16 protein-coding genes and 1 riboswitch are annotated in these 17,546 nt (G+C 72.4%); of the genes, 8 read left to right on the top strand and 8 right to left on the bottom strand.

The window, feature by feature from the left end; translation table 11 throughout:
- Positions 1–55: 55 nt before the first annotated feature.
- Entirely contained in the window at positions 56–979 is a 924-nt protein-coding gene (locus tag ACTZWW_RS16635; protein ID WP_444782091.1) for an ABC transporter permease, read from the bottom strand.
- Between the two features lie 4 nt (positions 980–983).
- Positions 984–2,498 (bottom strand): ABC transporter substrate-binding protein, encoded by a 1,515-nt coding sequence (locus ACTZWW_RS16630; RefSeq protein WP_444782090.1) that lies wholly within the window; start codon positions 2,496–2,498, stop codon positions 984–986.
- 74 nt (positions 2,499–2,572) lie between these two features.
- Positions 2,573–2,796, bottom strand: a riboswitch (cobalamin riboswitch).
- A gap of 140 nt (positions 2,797–2,936) precedes the next feature.
- On the opposite strand from ACTZWW_RS16630, the gene ACTZWW_RS16625 reads away from it, so the two are divergent.
- The 6 genes from ACTZWW_RS16625 to ACTZWW_RS16600 all read left to right on the top strand — a co-directional run bounded on the left by ACTZWW_RS16625 (position 2,937) and on the right by ACTZWW_RS16600 (position 9,105).
- Positions 2,937–4,112 carry a vWA domain-containing protein gene (locus ACTZWW_RS16625; protein ID WP_444782089.1) on the top strand — a complete coding sequence of 392 codons (1,176 nt, stop codon included), beginning with the start codon at positions 2,937–2,939 and terminating at the stop codon, positions 4,110–4,112.
- On the top strand, positions 4,109–4,876 hold the full coding sequence (locus ACTZWW_RS16620; protein ID WP_444782088.1) for a phosphodiester glycosidase family protein: 768 nt from the start codon (positions 4,109–4,111) through the stop codon (positions 4,874–4,876). The genes ACTZWW_RS16625 and ACTZWW_RS16620 overlap by 4 nt, the downstream gene beginning before the upstream one ends.
- A gap of 202 nt (positions 4,877–5,078) precedes the next feature.
- A complete protein-coding gene (locus tag ACTZWW_RS16615) occupies positions 5,079–5,564 on the top strand; it encodes a hypothetical protein (protein WP_444782087.1) in 486 nt (161 codons plus the stop codon).
- A 104-nt stretch (positions 5,565–5,668) separates the two neighbouring features.
- Entirely contained in the window at positions 5,669–7,672 is a 2,004-nt protein-coding gene (locus ACTZWW_RS16610; protein WP_444782086.1) for an acetyl-CoA carboxylase biotin carboxylase subunit, read from the top strand.
- Positions 7,673–7,688: 16 nt separating this feature from the next.
- The gene (locus tag ACTZWW_RS16605; RefSeq protein ID WP_444782085.1) at positions 7,689–8,132 is read left to right on the top strand and encodes a gamma-glutamylcyclotransferase family protein; all 444 of its coding nucleotides are present in this window, start codon (positions 7,689–7,691) and stop codon (positions 8,130–8,132) included.
- 118 nt (positions 8,133–8,250) lie between these two features.
- Positions 8,251–9,105 carry a 3-keto-5-aminohexanoate cleavage protein gene (locus ACTZWW_RS16600; protein WP_444782084.1) on the top strand — a complete coding sequence of 285 codons (855 nt, stop codon included), beginning with the start codon at positions 8,251–8,253 and terminating at the stop codon, positions 9,103–9,105.
- Here ACTZWW_RS16600 and ACTZWW_RS16595 read toward each other — a convergent pair.
- Positions 9,035–10,294, bottom strand: a complete 1,260-nt coding sequence (locus ACTZWW_RS16595; protein ID WP_444782083.1) for an MFS transporter — start codon at positions 10,292–10,294, stop codon at positions 9,035–9,037. The genes ACTZWW_RS16600 and ACTZWW_RS16595 overlap by 71 nt on opposite strands.
- A gap of 113 nt (positions 10,295–10,407) precedes the next feature.
- On the opposite strand from ACTZWW_RS16595, the gene ACTZWW_RS16590 reads away from it, so the two are divergent.
- Positions 10,408–10,950, top strand: coding sequence for a TetR/AcrR family transcriptional regulator (locus tag ACTZWW_RS16590; protein WP_444782082.1), 543 nt, complete (start codon positions 10,408–10,410; stop codon positions 10,948–10,950).
- 270 nt (positions 10,951–11,220) lie between these two features.
- Here ACTZWW_RS16590 and ACTZWW_RS16585 read toward each other — a convergent pair whose 3' ends face one another.
- The 3 genes from ACTZWW_RS16585 to dnaK all read right to left on the bottom strand — a co-directional run bounded on the left by ACTZWW_RS16585 (position 11,221) and on the right by dnaK (position 15,189).
- On the bottom strand, positions 11,221–11,832 hold the full coding sequence (locus ACTZWW_RS16585) for a class I SAM-dependent methyltransferase (RefSeq protein ID WP_444782081.1): 612 nt from the start codon (positions 11,830–11,832) through the stop codon (positions 11,221–11,223).
- 70 nt (positions 11,833–11,902) lie between these two features.
- Positions 11,903–13,057 carry a molecular chaperone DnaJ gene (gene dnaJ / locus ACTZWW_RS16580; protein ID WP_444782080.1) on the bottom strand — a complete coding sequence of 385 codons (1,155 nt, stop codon included), beginning with the start codon at positions 13,055–13,057 and terminating at the stop codon, positions 11,903–11,905.
- Positions 13,058–13,266: 209 nt separating this feature from the next.
- Positions 13,267–15,189 (bottom strand): molecular chaperone DnaK, encoded by a 1,923-nt coding sequence (gene dnaK, locus ACTZWW_RS16575; protein WP_444782079.1) that lies wholly within the window; start codon positions 15,187–15,189, stop codon positions 13,267–13,269.
- A 319-nt stretch (positions 15,190–15,508) separates the two neighbouring features.
- On the opposite strand from dnaK, the gene ACTZWW_RS16570 reads away from it, so the two are divergent.
- Complete coding sequence (locus tag ACTZWW_RS16570; RefSeq protein WP_444782078.1) at positions 15,509–16,459, top strand: hypothetical protein; 951 nt, start codon at positions 15,509–15,511, stop codon at positions 16,457–16,459.
- A 9-nt stretch (positions 16,460–16,468) separates the two neighbouring features.
- Here the strand turns inward: ACTZWW_RS16570 and ACTZWW_RS16565 are convergent, their stop codons facing one another.
- Together ACTZWW_RS16565 and ACTZWW_RS16560 are read right to left on the bottom strand one after the other, a co-directional pair.
- Positions 16,469–16,966: a peptide deformylase gene (locus ACTZWW_RS16565; RefSeq protein WP_444782077.1), complete on the bottom strand. Its 498-nt coding sequence runs from the start codon at positions 16,964–16,966 to the stop codon at positions 16,469–16,471.
- Positions 16,966–17,481: a hypothetical protein gene (locus tag ACTZWW_RS16560; RefSeq protein ID WP_444782076.1), complete on the bottom strand. Its 516-nt coding sequence runs from the start codon at positions 17,479–17,481 to the stop codon at positions 16,966–16,968. The genes ACTZWW_RS16565 and ACTZWW_RS16560 overlap by 1 nt, the downstream gene beginning before the upstream one ends.
- Positions 17,482–17,546 lie beyond the last annotated feature (65 nt).

The raw sequence follows: 17,546 nt of genomic DNA, 5'->3' as shown, positions 1-17,546 counted from the left end.
GCCCCGAGCACCGCCGCGGCGACGACGCCGGCGGCGAGCGCGAGGCGGGCGCCTCTCACGCGCCGACCCGCGGGTCGAGCCGCCGGCGCGCCAGGGCGGCGAGCGCGTGCACCCCCAGCAGCCAGAATGCGACGAGGGCGACGTAGGCCTGGAGCAGCGCGTAGTCGCGCGTCGCCACCGCCGCCACGACCCGGTCCGACAGGCCCGGCACCGAGAACACGATCTCCGCCACCGCCGTGCCGCCGACGATCCAGGCGGCTTCCGGCGTGATCGCCGCGAGCACGGTGAGCGCCGCGTGCCGGCGCCCGTGCCGCCAGAGCGCGCGGGTGCGCGAGAGACCCTTCATGCGCGCGGTGATCATGTACGGCGCGGCCGCGGCCTCCGCGAAGGCGACGCGTGCGACCCTGGCGACGGCGCCCGTCGAGAACAGCGCGACGAGCGCGATCGGCAGCACGAGCCGCTCCGCGACCGAGCCGGTGAGCGGGGCGAGGAGCCTCCACTCCACCGCGACGAGCCACAAGAGCACGAGCCCCACTGCGAAGGCCGGCAGCGCCTGGGACGAGACCGCGAGCACGCGGCTCGCGCGGTCCGCGAGCCCGCCCGGTCGCGCCGCCGCGGCGAAGCCGAGCGCGAAGCCGCCCGCGACCGCCGCCCCGAGCCCGCCCGCGCCGATCGCCGCCGACCACGGCGCGCGGGCCGCGACGTCGGCCAGGATCGGCCGGCCGGTCACCGGAGAGACCCCCCAGTCCAGCGTCAGGAAGCCGCCGAGCCACGCGGCGAACTGCGCCGGCAGGGGCCGGTCGAGCCCGAAGGCGGCGCGCAGCGCCGCGACGGCGTCCGGCGTCGGCGCGACGTTGCCCGCCGCGAGCAGCATCTCGACCGGGTCCCCCGGCATGGCACGCACCAGCGCGAAGGCCGCCGCGGTCACGAGCAGCCATGCGCCGAGGAACCCCGCGCCGCCCCGCAGCGCCGTCGCCATGCGCTCAATCCGCCGGCGCGAGGTCTGGGCGGATGACGTAGTAGTCCGAGCCCCAGGGCTCGTAGCCGGCGAGCCGGTCGGAGAGGCCCACGTGCCATTCCGGCGTCACGAGGTAGGCCACCGGCGCGCCCTCGGCCGCCAACGCCTGAGCCTCCCGCGCGAGGCGCAGGCGCTCGGCGGGGTCCTCGGCGCTCGCCAGCTCCGCGACGAGAGCGTCGAGCGCGCCCGACGACCAGCCGGAATAGTTGCGCGCGCCCTCGCTCCCGAGGAAGAGCGAGAGGAAGAAGGCCGGATCGCCCGCGGGCGCCGTGTGCTGGGCCCAGAGCAGGAGGTCGAAGTCGCCGCCGGACGCGACGTCGTTGGGCTGCTCCGTCACCCGCGTCGTCACCCCGACGCCGATCTCGGCGAGCGCGGCGCGCAGCACCGGCTGGAGCGTGACGAGATCGGGCCGCTGCGGGTAGGCGACGAGGTCGAGCACGAGCCGCTCGCCGTCCTTGGCGCGCACGCCGTCCGTGCCGAGGTGCCAGCCGGCCTCCTCGAGCAGGCGCCGCGCCTCGTCCGGATCGTGGGCGGGCACGACGTCGGCGGCGAAGGGATACGCGTCGGCGAAGGCACCCGTCGCCGGGCGCCCGGCGCGGATGGCCGCGACGAGCGTCGCGCGGTCCACGGCGCGGTCGATCGCGCGGCGCACGGCCGGGTCGGCGAGCGGGCCCGCGCGCGTGTTCATGAACATCATGTACTGGTAGGCGACGGGGAAGGAGCGCACGCTCACGCCCTCGCGAGCCCGCAGCATCGAGAGCGTCTCCACCGGCAGGTTGAAGGCGAGGTCGACCTCGCCCGCCGCCAGGGCGATCGCCATCGCCTGCCCGTCGCCGACCCGCCGCAGGTCGATCGGCACGCGGGCCTCGGCGTTCGGGTAGTGCGGGTTCGGCGCGAGCGCCATGCGCGCGCCGGGCTCGAAGGCGGCGACGGCGTAGGGGCCGGTGAAGATCGGGCCGGCGTCCGTCTGCCGGTAGACCGGGAAGGCCCATTCCGCCAGGATCGACGGCAGGATCGGCGTCGGCCGCTCGGTCTCGACGAGGAGCGTCCCCGCGTCGAGCGGCGTGAAGGCGAGGCGTCCGGCGCTGGCGCGCGCCGCCGGGTTCTCGGCGCCCGTCCTGTTCAGGGCGGCGGCGACCGCCTCGGCGTCGACCGGCGTGCCGTCGGAGAACGTGCGGCCTTCGGCGAGCGTCACGATCCAGGCGCCGTCGTCGCGGCGCTCGGCCGCCTCGGCGAGGAGCGGCACGATCGTCCCCTCGCGCGAGACCGTGAAGAGCCCCTCCGCGATCCCGTGGGAGACGAGCGCCCAGCCGGCCGAGCCGTCGACCGGGTCGAGGCTCTGCGTCACGAAGGTCTTGGCGACGACGAGGGGCGCGGGATCGGCGGCGATCGCCGGGGCGGCGACGAGCACCGCGGCGCTCGCCAGGCCGGCCGCGAGCAGCGTGCGGCGGGCGATGGCGAACCTATGGACAGCGGGCACGCGCGCGGCGTGCCTCGGGTCGCGAATCATGGTCACTCCTCCGGGCCTCCCCGCCCGTCTCGTGGCAGTCGTCTCGGCGGTCGCCGAGGTCGGCAGGTCTCCTGGCTCGCGGGTCGTCGCCGCCCCCCGCCTTCCCGGCTCCCGGGCGGGCGCCCGGCGGCCAGTGGCATGATGGGAGGAAGCTCTCCGCTCACAGTTGCGGGGGCAGCCCCGGAGTCGCGCCCGCCGCTCGCGCGGCCGGCCCTCACCGGGTTCCCTCTTCGTCCCCTTTCGGGGAACCGACGGGGGCACGCTATCCGCTTCCACCGGCGCGTCAAGCCGCCGCAGCCTTTCTTCGCCTCCAGAGATGTAACGCTATAACATAACGTATCTTGGCGGCGCTGGCCGGTCAAGCGGTCGCGCTTGCACGGGCGGACGAGCGCCGCCACACTGCCCGCCATGCTGACCACCTTCTTCGCCGAGCTGCGCGCCGCGCGCATCCCCGTCTCGCTGCGCGAGTACCTGACGCTGCTCGGCGCGCTGGAGCGCGATCTCGCGGGCAAGCGGGTGGAGGATTTCTACTACCTCTCCCGCGCCGCGCTGGTGAAGGACGAGCGCAACCTCGACAAGTTCGACCGCGTGTTCTCCCGCGTGTTCAGGGGGCTCGGCACGATGGGCGAGGCGCTCGAGGCCGCGGAGATCCCGGAGGAATGGCTGCGCAAGATCGCCGAGCGCTACCTGACGCCCGAGGAGAAGGCCGAGATCGAGGCCCGGGGCTGGGACCGGCTGATGGACGAGCTGAAGCAGCGCCTCGCCGAGCAGAAGGGCCGCCACCAGGGCGGCTCGAAGTGGATCGGCACGGCGGGCACCTCGCCCTTCGGCGCCTACGGGTACAACCCCGAAGGCATCCGCATCGGCCAGGACGGCAACCGCAACTTCCGCGCCGTGAAGGTCTGGGACAAGCGGGAGTTCAAGGACCTGGACGACCAGGTCGAGCTCGGCACGCGCAACATGCGCGTCGCGCTGCGGCGCCTGCGCCGCTTCGCCCGCACCGGCGCCGCCGACGAGCTCGACCTCGACGGCACCATCCGCGAGACCGCCCGCCAGGGCTTTCTCGACGTCAAGATGCGCCCGGAGCGGCGCAACGCGGTCAAGGTGCTGCTCTTCCTCGACGTCGGCGGCTCGATGGACTGGCACATCGAGCGCGCCGAGGAGCTCTTCTCCGCCGCGCGGGCGGAGTTCAAGCATTTCGAGCACTTCTACTTCCACAATTGCCCCTACGAGGGCCTGTGGCGCGACAACCGCCGCCGCCATGCGCAGACGATCCCCACCCTCGACGTGATCCGCACCTTCGGGCCGGACTATCGGGCGGTCTTCGTCGGCGACGCCTCGATGAGCCCCTACGAGATCCTGATCCCCGGCGGCTCGGTGGAGCACTGGAACGAGGAGCCCGGCCAGGCCTGGCTCGAGCGCCTGACCGCGCATTTCGGCCGCGCCGCCTGGCTCAACCCCGTGCCGGAGGCGCATTGGGGCCACACCCAGTCGATCGGCCTCGTCTCGCGGCTGATGGGCGGGCGCATGTTCCCGCTGACGCTCGACGGGCTCGACCGGGCGATGCGGGAATTGGTGCGATGAGCATGAGACTTCTTCCGACGACAATCCTGCGCGCCCTGCTCTGCGGGCTTCTCGCGGCAGCCGTGCCCGCCGCCGCCTCGCCCGCCGAGCCCTGCGCGCCACGGACCTTCGACGGTGCGCGCTTCACCGTGTGCGTCGTCGATCCGCGCGACCATGACCTGCGGCTGTTCGCGGCCGGCGAGGACGGGCGTCCGCTCGGGCGCTTCTCGGCCCTGCCGCAGGAGATCGAGGGCGCGCCGCTCGTCTTCGCCATGAACGCCGGCATGTACGACATGAAGCTCGACCCGATCGGGCTCCATGTCGAGCAGGGCGAGACGATCGCGCCCCTCAACACCAACGACGGGCCGGGCAACTTCCACATGAAGCCCAACGGCGTCTTCTTCGTCGCCGGCGGCACCGCCGGGGTCATGACCACCGAGGCCTATCGCGCGGCGCGGCCCAACGCGACGCTCGCCACCCAGTCGGGGCCGATGCTCGTCATCCAGGGCGAGCTCCACCCGCGCTTCATCCCCGGCTCCGATTCGCTCAAGCGCCGCAACGGCGTGGGCGTCGGCGAGGATGGAGAGATCTGGTTCGCGATCTCGGAGGAGCCGGTCTCCTTCCACACCTTCGCCCGCCTGTTCCGCGACGGGCTCGGCACGGAGGACGCGCTCTTCCTCGACGGCGGCCTCGTGCCGAGCCTCTACGCCCCCCATCTCGGCCGCACCGGCGACGGCTGGGCGCCGCTCGGCCCGATCATCGCGGCCTACGCGCGGGGCGACTGAGGCCACCGCTCCCGCCGGGCGACGCGATCCGGGCGGCGGCTCGGCGGGCGGCAAGCATCGCGAAACCATTCCCGCGCACGTGCGCTTAACCTGAACGCGTGTTGACGCTTTCGGATTAACACTCCCCCAAGCGGTATCGATCACAGTCCTCGTACGAACCAACACACCGGTCGCGACAACGAAGACCGGGGAGGCGTCGAACATGATCGATCAAGCTTTGCGCGAATTCGCCGACAATATCTGCGAGAACCGGACGATGACCCTCGAGGACGTGGCGCGACTGCGCACCATCGCCCTCGAGGTGGGCATCGCCACGCGCGAGGAGGCGGACGTCCTCATCGCGCTCGACCGCACCGTGAAGCGGGCGGACGAGGCGGCCGCGCAGGCCTGGTCGGAGCTGTTCGCATCCCTCGTCGTCGACTTCGTCGTGTGGGGCGCGCGCCCCACCGGCGTCGTCGATTCCGGGCTCGCCCGCTGGCTCGTCACCTCTGTCAACGCCTGCGGCGGCCCGAGCGAGAACGCCCGGCGCGCCGTCGCGCAGATGGTGCGCGAGGCGCACCGGGTCGACGAGACGCTGCTCGTCTTCGTCATGCGCGGCGGTGTCATGCGCATGCGCGACGTCCTCGACGCGCCCGAGGTGCCCAAGCGGCTCAAGGACGCGGCGCGCAAGGCCGACCGCGCGGCGTGACCGGCGCGCGGCGCGCCTCTCAGTCGAAAGAGGCGTGGACGAGACCCGCCGCGGGTCGCTAGAACCTCGGGGCGTCTCACCGACGACCAGCGAGGCCCGCGTTCATGTTCGACAAGATCCTCATCGCCAATCGCGGCGAGATCGCCTGCCGCGTGATCAAGACCGCACGCAAGATGGGAATCGCGACGGTCGCCGTCTATTCCGACGCCGATCGCGATGCGGTGCACGTCGACATGGCGGACGAGGCGGTGCACATCGGCCCGGCGGCGGCGGCCGAGAGCTACCTCGTCATCGAGAAGATCGTCGAGGCCTGCCGGAAGACCGGCGCGCAGGCGGTGCACCCGGGCTACGGCTTCCTCTCCGAGCGCGAGGCCTTCCCCAAGGCGCTGGCGGAGGCCGGCATCGTCTTCATCGGCCCCAATCCCGGCGCCATCGCCGCGATGGGCGACAAGATCGAATCGAAGAAGGCGGCCGCCGCCGCGAAGGTCTCGACGGTGCCGGGCTTCCTCGGCGTCATCGAGAGCCCGGAGCACGCGATCGCCATCGCCGAGGAGATCGGCTTTCCCGTCATGCTCAAGGCCTCGGCCGGCGGCGGCGGCAAGGGCATGCGCATCGCCTGGTCGAAGGACGAGGTGGCCGAGGGCTTCGCGCGGGCGCGCTCGGAGGCGGCGAGCTCCTTCGGCGACGACCGGGTCTTCGTCGAGAAGTTCATCACCCAGCCCCGCCACATCGAGATCCAGGTGCTCGGCGACAAGCACGGCAACTGCATCTGGGTGTCCGAGCGCGAATGCTCGATCCAGCGCCGCAACCAGAAGGTCGTCGAGGAGGCGCCCTCGCCCCTGCTCGACCCGCAGACCCGCCGCCTCATGGGCGAGCAGGCGGTCGCCCTCGCCAGGGCGGTCGGCTACGACTCGGCCGGCACGGTCGAGTTCGTGGCGGGGCAGGACAAGTCCTTCTACTTCCTCGAGATGAACACGCGCCTCCAGGTCGAGCACCCGGTCACCGAGATGATCACCGGCATCGATCTCGTCGAGGAGATGATCCGCGTCGCCGCCGGCGAGCGGCTCCGCTGGACCCAGGACGACGTTCGCCTCGACGGATGGTCGATCGAGAGCCGCATCTACGCCGAGGACCCGACGCGCAGCTTCCTGCCCTCGACGGGTCGGCTGACCATCTACCGCCCGCCGGCGGAGGGCAGCGCGGACGGCGTCACCGTACGCAACGACACCGGCGTCGAGGAAGGCGGGGAGATCTCGATCTGGTACGATCCGATGATCGCCAAGCTCGTCACCCACGCTCCGACCCGCGAGGCGGCCATCGACGCGCAGTCGCGGGCCCTCGACGCTTTCGCCATCGACGGCATCCGCCACAACATCCCCTTCCTCACCGCGATCATGCAGAACCCGCGCTGGCGCGAGGGGGCGCTGTCGACGGCCTTCATCGCAGAGGAGTTTCCCGAGGGCTTCCAGGCGCCGGAGCCCGCGGGCGTGGTCGCGACCCGCATGGCGGCGGTGGCGGCGTGGATCGACTATCTCGAGGCGCGGCGCAAGCGCACGATCTCGGGCCAGATGCTCGGGCGCGAGCTCCACGTCTCGCGCGAGCGCGTCGTCATGCTGGAGAAGCAGCGCTTCGACGTCACGGTGGACGAACGCCCCGACGGAATCGTCGTGATCGGCTTCTCCGACGGCGGCGCGGTGCCGGTCGCGAGCGGCTGGCGGCCCGGCGACCCGGTGTGGGAGGGCACCGTCGCGGACGTCGCGATCGCGGTGCAGGTTCGCCCGATCGTCAACGGCGTCTTCCTGCAGCACCAGGGCGCCTCGGCGAAGGCCAAGGCCTTCACCGCAGCGGAGGCGCGTTTCGTCGAGCTGATGCCCGAGAAGGTGCCGGCGGACACGTCCAAGCAGCTGCTGTGCCCGATGCCGGGCCTCGTCAAGGCGCTGATGGCCGAGGTCGGCCAGGAGGTGAAGGCGGGCGAGCCGCTCGCGATCGTCGAGGCCATGAAGATGGAGAACGTGCTGCGCGCCGAGCGCGACGGCACCGTCGCGGCCATCCACGCCGAGGAGGGCGACAGCCTCGCCGTCGATGCCGTGATCCTCGAGTTCGCCTGACGCGCACGCACGCCCGATGCCGCTCTACTTCGCCTACGGGTCCAACATGGACCGCACGCAGATGGCTGCCCGCTGCCCCGCCTCGCGGCCGATAGGCACCGCGCGGCTGATGCGCCACCGTGTCGTGATCATGCGCGAGGGCTGGGCGAGCGTCGCGCGCGCGCCGCACGGCGCCGTGTGGGGCGTGCTGTGGGACCTCGCGCTGCGCGACGTCCCGGCGCTCGACCGCTGGGAGAGCCTCCACACCGGGCTGTACACGAAGCTCGTGCAGCCGGTGCTGACCGAGAAGGGCGCGCGCCGCGCGATCGTCTACGTGGGCCGCGCCAGCGAGGGCGGCACGCCGCAGCCGGGCTACCTCGAATCGGTCGTCGCCGCCGCGGAGGCCGCCGGGCTGCCGCCGAGCTGGCTCGCGACGCTGCGGGCCCTGCACCCGGACGCGGCGCAAAGGCGCCATTCCTGACTGGATTGCCGTCGCACGACGTTCTCCGTGGAACGAATTCGCCTTTCTGTAACCAATGCCCTTCCGTGTCGGCGCGGCTTCGCGCATACTTCGGAAAAACACGGATGCGGGACGCTGGATGACCGACAACGAACGACGCGGCGCGCTCTATGCGCCCACCTTCATCGCGGTGGCGCCGAACGGGGGCCGGCGGACGAAGGCGGATCATCCCGCCCTGCCGCTGACGGCGGGGGAGTGCGCCGCCGTGGCCCGCGCGGCACAGAGCGCCGGTGCGGCGATGATCCATCTGCACGTGCGCGACCGCGAGGGCCGCCACAGCCTCGACCCCGGCTTGTACCGCGAGGCGATCGCCGCGGTGCGCGACGCCGCCGGGCCGCGCATGGTGGTGCAGATCACCACCGAGTCGATCGGCCGCTACGCGCCCGACGAGCAGGTCGCGGTGGTCAAGGCGGTCAAGCCCGAGGCGGTGTCGATGGCGCTGCGCGAGATCGCGCCCGTCGAGTCCGACGCCAAGCGCCTGTCGGACCTGCTCGCCTTCTGCGAGGCGGAGCGCATCGCGCCGCAGATCATCGCCTACGACCGTACCGATGCCGACCGGCTCGCGCGCTGGGCGCATGCGCGGGTGATCGACGCGCGGCAGGTCTCCATCCTGTTCGTGGGCGGGCGCTACGACCCGCCGACCCCCGCGCGGCCGACCGACTTCATCCCGATGGTCGAGAGCTGCGCCGACATCTACCGCGACTTCATGGTCTGCGCCTTCGGTCCGCGCGAGGCGGGCTGCGGCGTGCTCGCGGGGCTGCTCGGCGGCCACGTCCGCTGCGGCTTCGAGAACAACCTCGCGCTCCCCGACGGCTCGCCCGCCGCCGACAACGCGGCCGTGGTGGCCGCCCAGGCGAAGGCGCTCACGGCGGCGGGGCTGACGATCGGGGATGCGATCGCGCTTCGCTCGCTGTGGGGGATCGAGGGGCGCTGAGGATCGGTGCGACGGCCGGCGCCCGCGCGAACGCCCGTGCCGGCAGCAGGCTCGGGATCAGCGTCGCCGCGGCGGCGAGCACGAAGACGCCCTCGCGCCCGAGCGCCGGGGAGAGCGCGCCGCCGACGATCGGCCCGATCATCGCGCCGAAGGTGAAGACGAGGAAGGTCGCGCCGAAGCCGGCGGAGGGCCGCTCCCGGAAGACGCGCAGGCTCCAGACGCCGAGGAGCCCCGTCACGAAGATGAAGGCCGCCCCGAACACGGCCCCCGAGACGGCGATCGCCGCGCCCGACGCGGGCGCGAGGCCGATCAGGAGGCAGGCGGCCGCGATCGTCGCGAGCGTGCCGCGGGTGACGAGCGGCAGCCCGCGCCGGTTCACCGCGTCTCCCGTGAGCGCGCCGACGAAGCCCGAGACGCCGGTCAGCGCCCAGAAGGCGATCTCCGGCCGCGCGAGGCCGCCGAGCGACCCGCCCGCCTCGAAGATCGTGGCGATGGAGAAGGTCCAGTACACCGCCGTGGTGAGCCCGGCGACGAGCGCGCTCGCGTAGAGCGGGAGCGCAGCCGGCGCGACGAGGTCGGCCGCGCGGAAGGAGCGCGCGCGCGTCGCGCCGACGGATGCGCTCTTCGGCGGATGGGGCGGCGCGAGCGCGATCGCGCCGGCGCCGAGCAGCACCGAGGCGAGCGCGAACGCGCCCCACGCGTGCTGCCACAGCGCGGCGGGCGCCAGCGCGAAGGGCGCGGCCAGGATCACGCCGGCGCCCGTTCCCGAGTTCATGATGGCGAAGAGCCGGTTGCGACCCTCCTCGCGCGCGACGACCGAGACCCAGTCCGACAGCGCGGGGAAGACGAGCCCCGGGCTCGCACCCGCCAGCGCGACGCCGACGGCGAGCGCAGCGAGCCCGTCCGCCGCCGCGACGATGGCCGCGCCCCCGCAGGCGGCGGCGACGCCGAGCGCGATCGGCAGGCGCGGCCCCAACCGGCCGGACGCCCAGGCCGCCCCGATCGTGGCGAGGACGTAGGACGCGTAGGAGCCGCTGGCGACGAGCCCCTGCATCGGCTCGTCCATCCCGAAGGTCTCGGCCATGCGCGGGAGGAACAGCCCGTAGCCGTAGCGGGCGATCCCGAAGGAGACGCCCACGAGGGCGAGGCCGGCGACGGCGGTCCAGAAGAGCGGGGGAGGGCGGTGCATGACGGACTCGCGTTGGTTTATACAAATCTGTATAATCGATTGGATGAGCAGAGTCGAATCGTCGATCAAGGCCGAATCTTGGTGGAAAATATCAAAGTGGAGATGAAACTCAGATGACGGAAAGTCACGCCTCCATCGTCGAGGCGGCGAACGATCTATTCTATCGTCGTGGCTTCGTCGGCGTCAGCGTCGAGGATCTGCTGGCGGCGTCGGGGCTGTCGCGCGGGACGTTCTACAAGCACTTCCGCAGCAAGCACGCGGTCGTGCTCACGGTGCTCGCCCACCGCGCCGCCCTCTTCGAGCAGGCGATCGCGCGCGGCCTCGCGGATGCGCAGGGCCATGGAGCGATCGTGGACGCGCTGTTCGCCGCGCTGTCCGATTGGCACGAGACCCACGGCGCCCGCGGCTGCCTGTTTCAGACGGCGGCCTCGGAGTACGGGCGCGGGCACCCGGACGTCCTGCGCCTCGCGCGCGACCACAAGATCCGCGTCCGCGGCCTCGTCGAGACCGCGCTCGCGCGCGCCGGCCTGCGCGACGCCCGCTTCGCGGCCGAGCCGCTCATGCTCCTGATGGAGGGCGCCGTCGCGCTCGGCCAGTTCGCCGACCAGCGCCGGCAGATCGAGGCGGCGCGGCGGGTGGCGCGCTCGGTCGTGTGAGCGTCGCGGGGATTGTCCTTCCCTGTAGAAGAAGGTGGCTCGGCGGCGAAGCCGACGAGACGGATGGGGCGCGCGGAACGCGCGTTTGGCGAAGCCGAAGTGGACGTCCTCGACCGGACACCGTGGTTTACGCTTCGCGACACCCGTCGCTCGCGCGCCGCGCCCCATCCGTCACCGGCTTCGCCGGCGCGACGTTCCCCTACAGGGAAGGAGAAGAGGGGCGATCGCCCGCCTCTTCTCGCCCGCGGGCGCGGGCATGACCCATCTCCCTCACGCCTCCGGCCGGCGGTACACCCACACCCGCGCCGGTGGCAGGTTCAGCCAGATGCGCTGGGAGGGGGTCGCGGTGTACTCGCTCGGGTGCTTGGGGATCGGCGGCACCACGGCGTAGGTGAACTGCACGAAGGGGGCGCCCGGGCGCGAGAGGTCGTGCGCGGCGCGCAGCAGCGCGAGGCGCTGCTCGACGGGCTTGGTGAACAGGGGCAGCGACGAGATCGTCGCGGCCGCCGGCTCGGCGAGGAGCTCGCTCACCGTGGTGCGGATGTCGTAGGCGTCGCCCTGGATCACCGTCGCGCGCGGGAAGCGGTGGCGCAGCAGGCGGCAGAAATCCGGGTTGAACTCGACGAGGACGAGTCGCTCCTGCTCGATGCCGCGGTCCACGAGCGCATCGGTCACGGGTCCCGTGCCGGGCCCGAGCTCGATCACCGGGCCGGGGGCGCGCGCATCGACATAGGCGGCCATGGTGCGGGCGAGCAGCTTGCCCGACGGGGTGACGGCGCCGGTGACGAGGGGCCGCTCGATCCAGGAGCGCAGGAACCGGGCCTCGTCGTCGAGATCGACCGGAACCTTCTTCTGCGTTTGCCGATGGGAGCTTGGCAGCACGCCTGATTCCTTTCCTGGCGGCGGCCCGAACGTGCGGGCGAGCCGTATAGAGCAACCGTACCGACGCGCGTCAAGCCCGTCCGGTTCCGCCGAAGAACTCGCGCACCCTGTTCAGGAAGCCGTGGCTCTCGGGGTGCGTGTCCCGCGAGCATTCCGTCTCGAACTCCTGGAGGAGCTCCCTCTGCCTTTTCGTGAGGTTCTGTGGCGTCTCGATGACGACCTGGATGTGGAGGTCGCCCACGTCGCGCGAGCGAAGCACCGGCATGCCCTTGCCGCGCAGGCGGAACTGCTTGCCGGTCTGGGTGCCCGCCGGGATCGTCACCCTCGCGTCGGAGCCGTCGATCGTCGGCACGGTGACCTCGCCGCCGAGCGCCGCCTTGATCATCGGGATCGGCACGCGGGCGAACAGGTCCGCACCGTCGCGCTGGAAGAAGGAATGCGGGGCGATCGACAGGAAGATGTACAGATCGCCCGCAGGCCCGCCGCGCAGGCCGGCCTCGCCCTCGCCGGCGAGGCGGATGCGGGTGCCTTCCTCGACGCCGGCGGGAATGTTGACCGACAGCGTGCGCTCGCGGGTGACCCGGCCGGCGCCCTGGCAGATCTCGCAGGGGTCGTCGATCACCTCGCCGCGGCCGAGGCAGGTGGGGCAGGTGCGCTCGATCGTGAAGAACCCCTGCGTCGCGCGCACGCGGCCGTAGCCGTTGCAGGTGCCGCAGGCCTTGGGCTTCGAGCCCGGCTTCGCGCCGGAGCCGCCACAGGCCTCGCAGGCGATGGCGGTGGGGATCTTCAGGTCCTCCGTGCGGCCCTTGAAGGCGTCCTCGAGCGTGATCTCGAGGTTGTAGCGCAGGTCCGCCCCGCGCTCGCGACCCGTCCCGCCGCCGGCCCCGCGCCCGCCGCGCCGGGGCCCGCCCTCGCCGAAGAAGTTCTCGAAGATGTCCGACATGAAGTCGGAGAAGTCGGGCCCGAAGCCGGGCCCGCCCCCCGCGCCGCCGCCCGCGCCCTGGAAGGCGCCGTGGCCGAAGCGGTCGTAGGCCGCGCGCTTCTGCGGATCGGAGAGGACCTGGTAGGCCTCGTTGAGCTCCTTGAACTTGAGCTCGGCCTCGGCGTTGCCGGGATTACGATCCGGGTGCCATTGCATGGCCAGCTTGCGGAAGGCGCTCTTGAGCACCTTCTCGTCCGCCGTCTTCTCGACGCCGAGGATCTCGTAATAGTCGCGCTTCGCCATCGGGGCAGGTGCCTTCGCTCAGTCGCCGACGGGCGGCCGGGTGGCCCGATCGGCGGACGGCCGGGGCTGGGACCCGGCCGGATGGTCGCTCGAGCGCCCGCGTCGAGGGTCCCGTGCGGGCGGTTCGTCGTGGACACGCGGACGCCGCGCCCGCCGGGCTCGCGGAGAGCCCGATCGGACGCGGCGCCGGTTCACTCAGCGCGCGCTCGTCACGCGCGCTTCTTCTTGTCCTCGTCGTCGACCTCCTGGAAGTCGGCGTCGATGACGTCCTCGTCGCTCTTCTGCTCGGCGCCACCCTCGGCGGAGGCACCGGCGTCGCCGCCCTCGGCCTGGGCCTTGTACATCGCCTCGCCGAGCTTCATCGAGGCCTGCATCAGGTCGTTGGTGCGCGACTTGATGGTCTCGAGCTCCTCGCCGCCGAGCGCCTCGCGCAGGGCGTCGATCGCGGTCTGGATGCCCTGGCGGTCGTCCTCCGAGACCTTGTCGCCGTAGTCCTTGAGCGACTTCTCGGTGGAGTGGACGAGCGCCTCGCCGTGGTTCCGCGCCTCGACGAGCTCGCGGCGCTTCTTGTCCTCGGCGGCGTGCGCCTCGGCGTCCTTGACCATCTTCTCGATGTCCGCGTCGGAGAGGCCCCCCGAGGCCTGGATGCGGATCGCCTGCTCCTTGCCGGTCGCCTTGTCCTTGGCCTGGACGTTGACGATGCCGTTGGCGTCGATGTCGAAGGCGACCTCGATCTGCGGCACGCCGCGCGGGGCGGGCGGAATGCCGACGAGGTCGAACTGGCCGAGCAGCTTGTTGTCGGCCGCCATCTCCCGCTCGCCCTGGAAGACGCGGATCGTCACGGCGTTCTGGCTGTCCTCGGCCGTGGAGAAGACCTGCGCCTTCTTGGTCGGGATCGTGGTGTTGCGGTCGATCAGGCGGGTGAACACGCCGCCCAGCGTCTCGATGCCCAGCGACAGCGGCGTCACGTCGAGCAGGAGCACGTCCTTGACGTCGCCCTGGAGCACGCCGGCCTGGACCGCGGCGCCGATGGCCACGACCTCGTCGGGGTTGACGCCCTTGTGGGGCTCCTTGCCGAAGAAGGACTTCACCGTCTCCTGCACCTTCGGCATGCGGGTCATGCCGCCGACGAGCACGACCTCGTCGATCTGCCCGGCGTTGAGGCCCGCGTCCTTGAGCGCCTTCTTGCAGGGCTCGACGGTGCGCTGGATCAGGTCGTCGACGAGGCTCTCGAACTTGGCGCGCGAGAGCTTGAGCGCGAGGTGCTTGGGGCCCGACGCGTCGGCGGTGATGTAGGGCAGGTTGATCTCGGTCTGCGTCGTGGACGAGAGCTCGATCTTCGCCTTCTCGGCCGCCTCCTTGAGGCGCTGGAGCGCGAGCTTGTCCTTCGTCAGGTCGATGCCCTGCTCCTTCTTGAACTCCGCCGCGAGGTACTCGACCACGCGCATGTCGAAGTCCTCGCCGCCGAGGAAGGTGTCGCCGTTCGTCGACTTCACCTCGAAGACGCCGTCGCCGATCTCGAGGATCGAGATGTCGAACGTGCCGCCGCCGAGGTCGTAGACCGCGATCGTGCCGGTCTGCTTCTTGTCGAGGCCGTAGGCGAGCGCGGCCGCCGTCGGCTCGTTGATGATGCGCAGCACCTCGAGGCCGGCGATCTTGCCGGCGTCCTTCGTCGCCTGACGCTGGGCGTCGTTGAAGTAGGCGGGGACGGTGATCACGGCCTGGGTGACCGGCTGCCCGAGATAGCTCTCCGCGGTCTCCTTCATCTTCTGCAGCGTGAAGGCGGAGATCTGCGAGGGCGAATACTGCTTGCCGTCCGACTCGACCCAGGCGTCGCCGTTGCCGCCACGAACGATCTTGTAGGGGACGAGCTCCTGGTCCTTCTTCGTCGTCGGATCGTCGAACGTGCGCCCGATCAGGCGCTTGATCGCGAAGAAGGTGCGCTCCGGATTGGTGACGGCCTGGCGCTTGGCCGGCTGGCCGACGAGGCGCTCGCCCTCGTCGGTGAAGGCGACGATCGAGGGCGTGGTGCGCGCGCCCTCCGCGTTCTCGACGACCTTGGGCGTCGTGCCCTCCATCACCGCGACGCAGGAGTTCGTCGTGCCCAGATCGATACCGATGACCTTACCCATGGCGGGATCCCTCACTTTCAAGCAGACCGCCGAGCCCCGAAGCGACTCGGCCCATGGCTGACTTAAGATTGCCTAGCAGGTTGCTTTCGCTTGCGATTTCGAGCCGTCCGCCCCCCAGGCATCCGGCCCCTTCGTGAACGCGGCTGATATAGGCGTGCCCAAATCACGCCGCAAGGCGGGACATGGGCGGGCGGGGGCGGCGGTTCAAGGGTGACGGTGGCTTCGACGTCGTTCGTGCACGTCGTTCTCGGACCAGCGATGGACACCCGGACCCGCCTCGCCTAGGGTCGCGCCATCGCAACCGCCCGGGTGCCGGTACTTGCCTTCCAGAGCCCTCCGCGTCCTCGCGTTCCCGTTCGTCCTCGCCCCGATCGCGTTCGGCGCGGCGCCGCTCGCGACGGCGCAGCCGCTGGAGCTGCCGGGCGCGCAGTTCTCCCAGCCGCCGGCGCCGATCCCGTCACCCGCCGCGCCGGCGAGCCCCGCCGCGCCGTCCCTGCCGACCGCCCCGGACGTGCCGACCGCGCCCGCCCCCGGGGCTCCAGCGGGCGCCGTCGCCGATCAGGCCGCGCCGGCCCTGCCGCCGCCGGCGGACATCACCGAGCTGACGCTCCACCGCAACGCCCGCGAGGGCGCCCTCGACATCGCCCGATCGGCGCAGGGCCTCGCCGTGACGCTGACGCTGGAGGGGCGGGGCATCTCCGATCCGCAGGAGGCCTGCGCGGTGACCATCGCGGAGGGGGAGGCGGGCGTCGCGCTCACCCCGGTGGCGCCGCTCGGGCGCTATGCCCGCTACCGGCTCGCGGCGTCCGCCTGCCCTGTCGTGGTGACGCTCTTCGCCGACGCCGCCCTCCTGTGGCACGAGGGCGCGTGCACCTTCGAGGCGGCCGACTGCCGGGTCGATCCCGCCGGTGTCTGGGGCCCGCAGCCGGACGTGCTGCCGACCGATCCCGCGCGGCTCGAGCGCGATCTCGTGGAGGCCGACGAGGCGGTACGTGCCGCCTTCCGCACGCTGGCCGAGCGCAGCGACGGCGATGCGCTCCGCTCCGTCCTCGCCGAGCAGGCGGGCTTCTCGGCGGAGCGCGTCACCGCCTGCGCCCGCTACGAGGGCGAGGAGCGCCAGGGCCTGTGCGCGGCGCGCTGGACGCAGGCCCGCGCGGCCGGCCTCCAGGAGCGGCTGGGTACGACACCGGCTCCCCTGCCGCGGGCGAATGCGCCCACGGCGATGCCGGCGGGGCCGGGGCCGCTGTCGATCCTGCCGACGAACAACTGATCATCGATCTCAGCCGCGCCGCGCCTTCTCCCAGCGCTTCACCGCCCGCTCACGGCGCACGCGCCCGAGGCGGCGCAGCCAGAAGATCCCGTCGAGCTGGTCGATCTCGTGCTGCAGGCATGCGGCGCGGAAGCCCTCGGCCGTTTCCTCGCGCGCCCGGCCGTCGAGGTCGACGTAGGCGACGCGCACCGATGCGGGCCGCTCCACCTCGTCGCCGACGCCCGGCATCGACACGGAGCCCTCCGTGAAGCGCGCCGTCTCGTCCGAGGCCCACACCACCCGCGGATCGCAGTAGACCGTCGGCGCGGCGTCACCGGGCAGCTCCAGCACGACGACCCGGAGGATCGCGCCGACGTGGGGGCCGGTGATGCCGACGCCGGGTGCGGCCCGCATCGTGTCGAGGAGATCGTCGGCGAGCGCGCGGATCGCGGCGTCGGGCGTGCCGACGGGCGCGGCGGGCGTCGCGAGCCGCGGGTCGGGCCAGCGCAGGATCGGGCGCACCGGCATCAGCCGGCCTCCGAGGGCGTGCGCTCGAGCAGGCGGTCGATCGCCTGCTGGGCGGCCTCGACCTCCGCCTCGTCGGGCAGCTCGCGGCCGCCGGAATTGAGGAAGGCGCTCGCGCGCGCGATCAGCCGCCGCAGCGCCGGGCCGGTGACGTCGGCCACGTGCGCGGCGTCCTGCGGCTCGCAGGGCGGGCGCAGCGCCCGGATGGCGGTCGTCGCGAGCCGGTCCATGGCGCGCGTCAGCGTCTCGAACGCCTCCCGTCGCTGCGCGGGGAGCGCCTCGTAGGCGGCCCGCGCGGCGGGCGCGCGGCGCAGGTGCGAGGCTGCGAAGTAGGCCGGGTAGCCCACCGGCCGCCAGGCGGCGAGATCGTCGAACGCGCCTTCGTCCTCGGCCGCCAGCTCGACGAGCATGAGGACCTCGCTGAAGTGATTGAGATAGTCGTTCGAGAGACCGCCCGCCGTCGCATCGGCGCCCTCGGGCGCCGGCGCCGCTCGCGTCTCGTCGATCGGGCCGTGCATGGATGGTGCGCCGTCGGGATCGGAAGGTCTCTCATCCTGGCGCACGGGACCGAATAAAGTATTAC

The sequence above is a fragment of the Salinarimonas sp. NSM genome, assembly GCF_052380005.1.
Classification (GTDB): domain Bacteria; phylum Pseudomonadota; class Alphaproteobacteria; order Rhizobiales; family Beijerinckiaceae; genus Salinarimonas.
The sequence above is the reverse complement of the archived record's forward strand: the minus strand, read 5'-3'. Positions and strand labels throughout refer to the sequence as shown.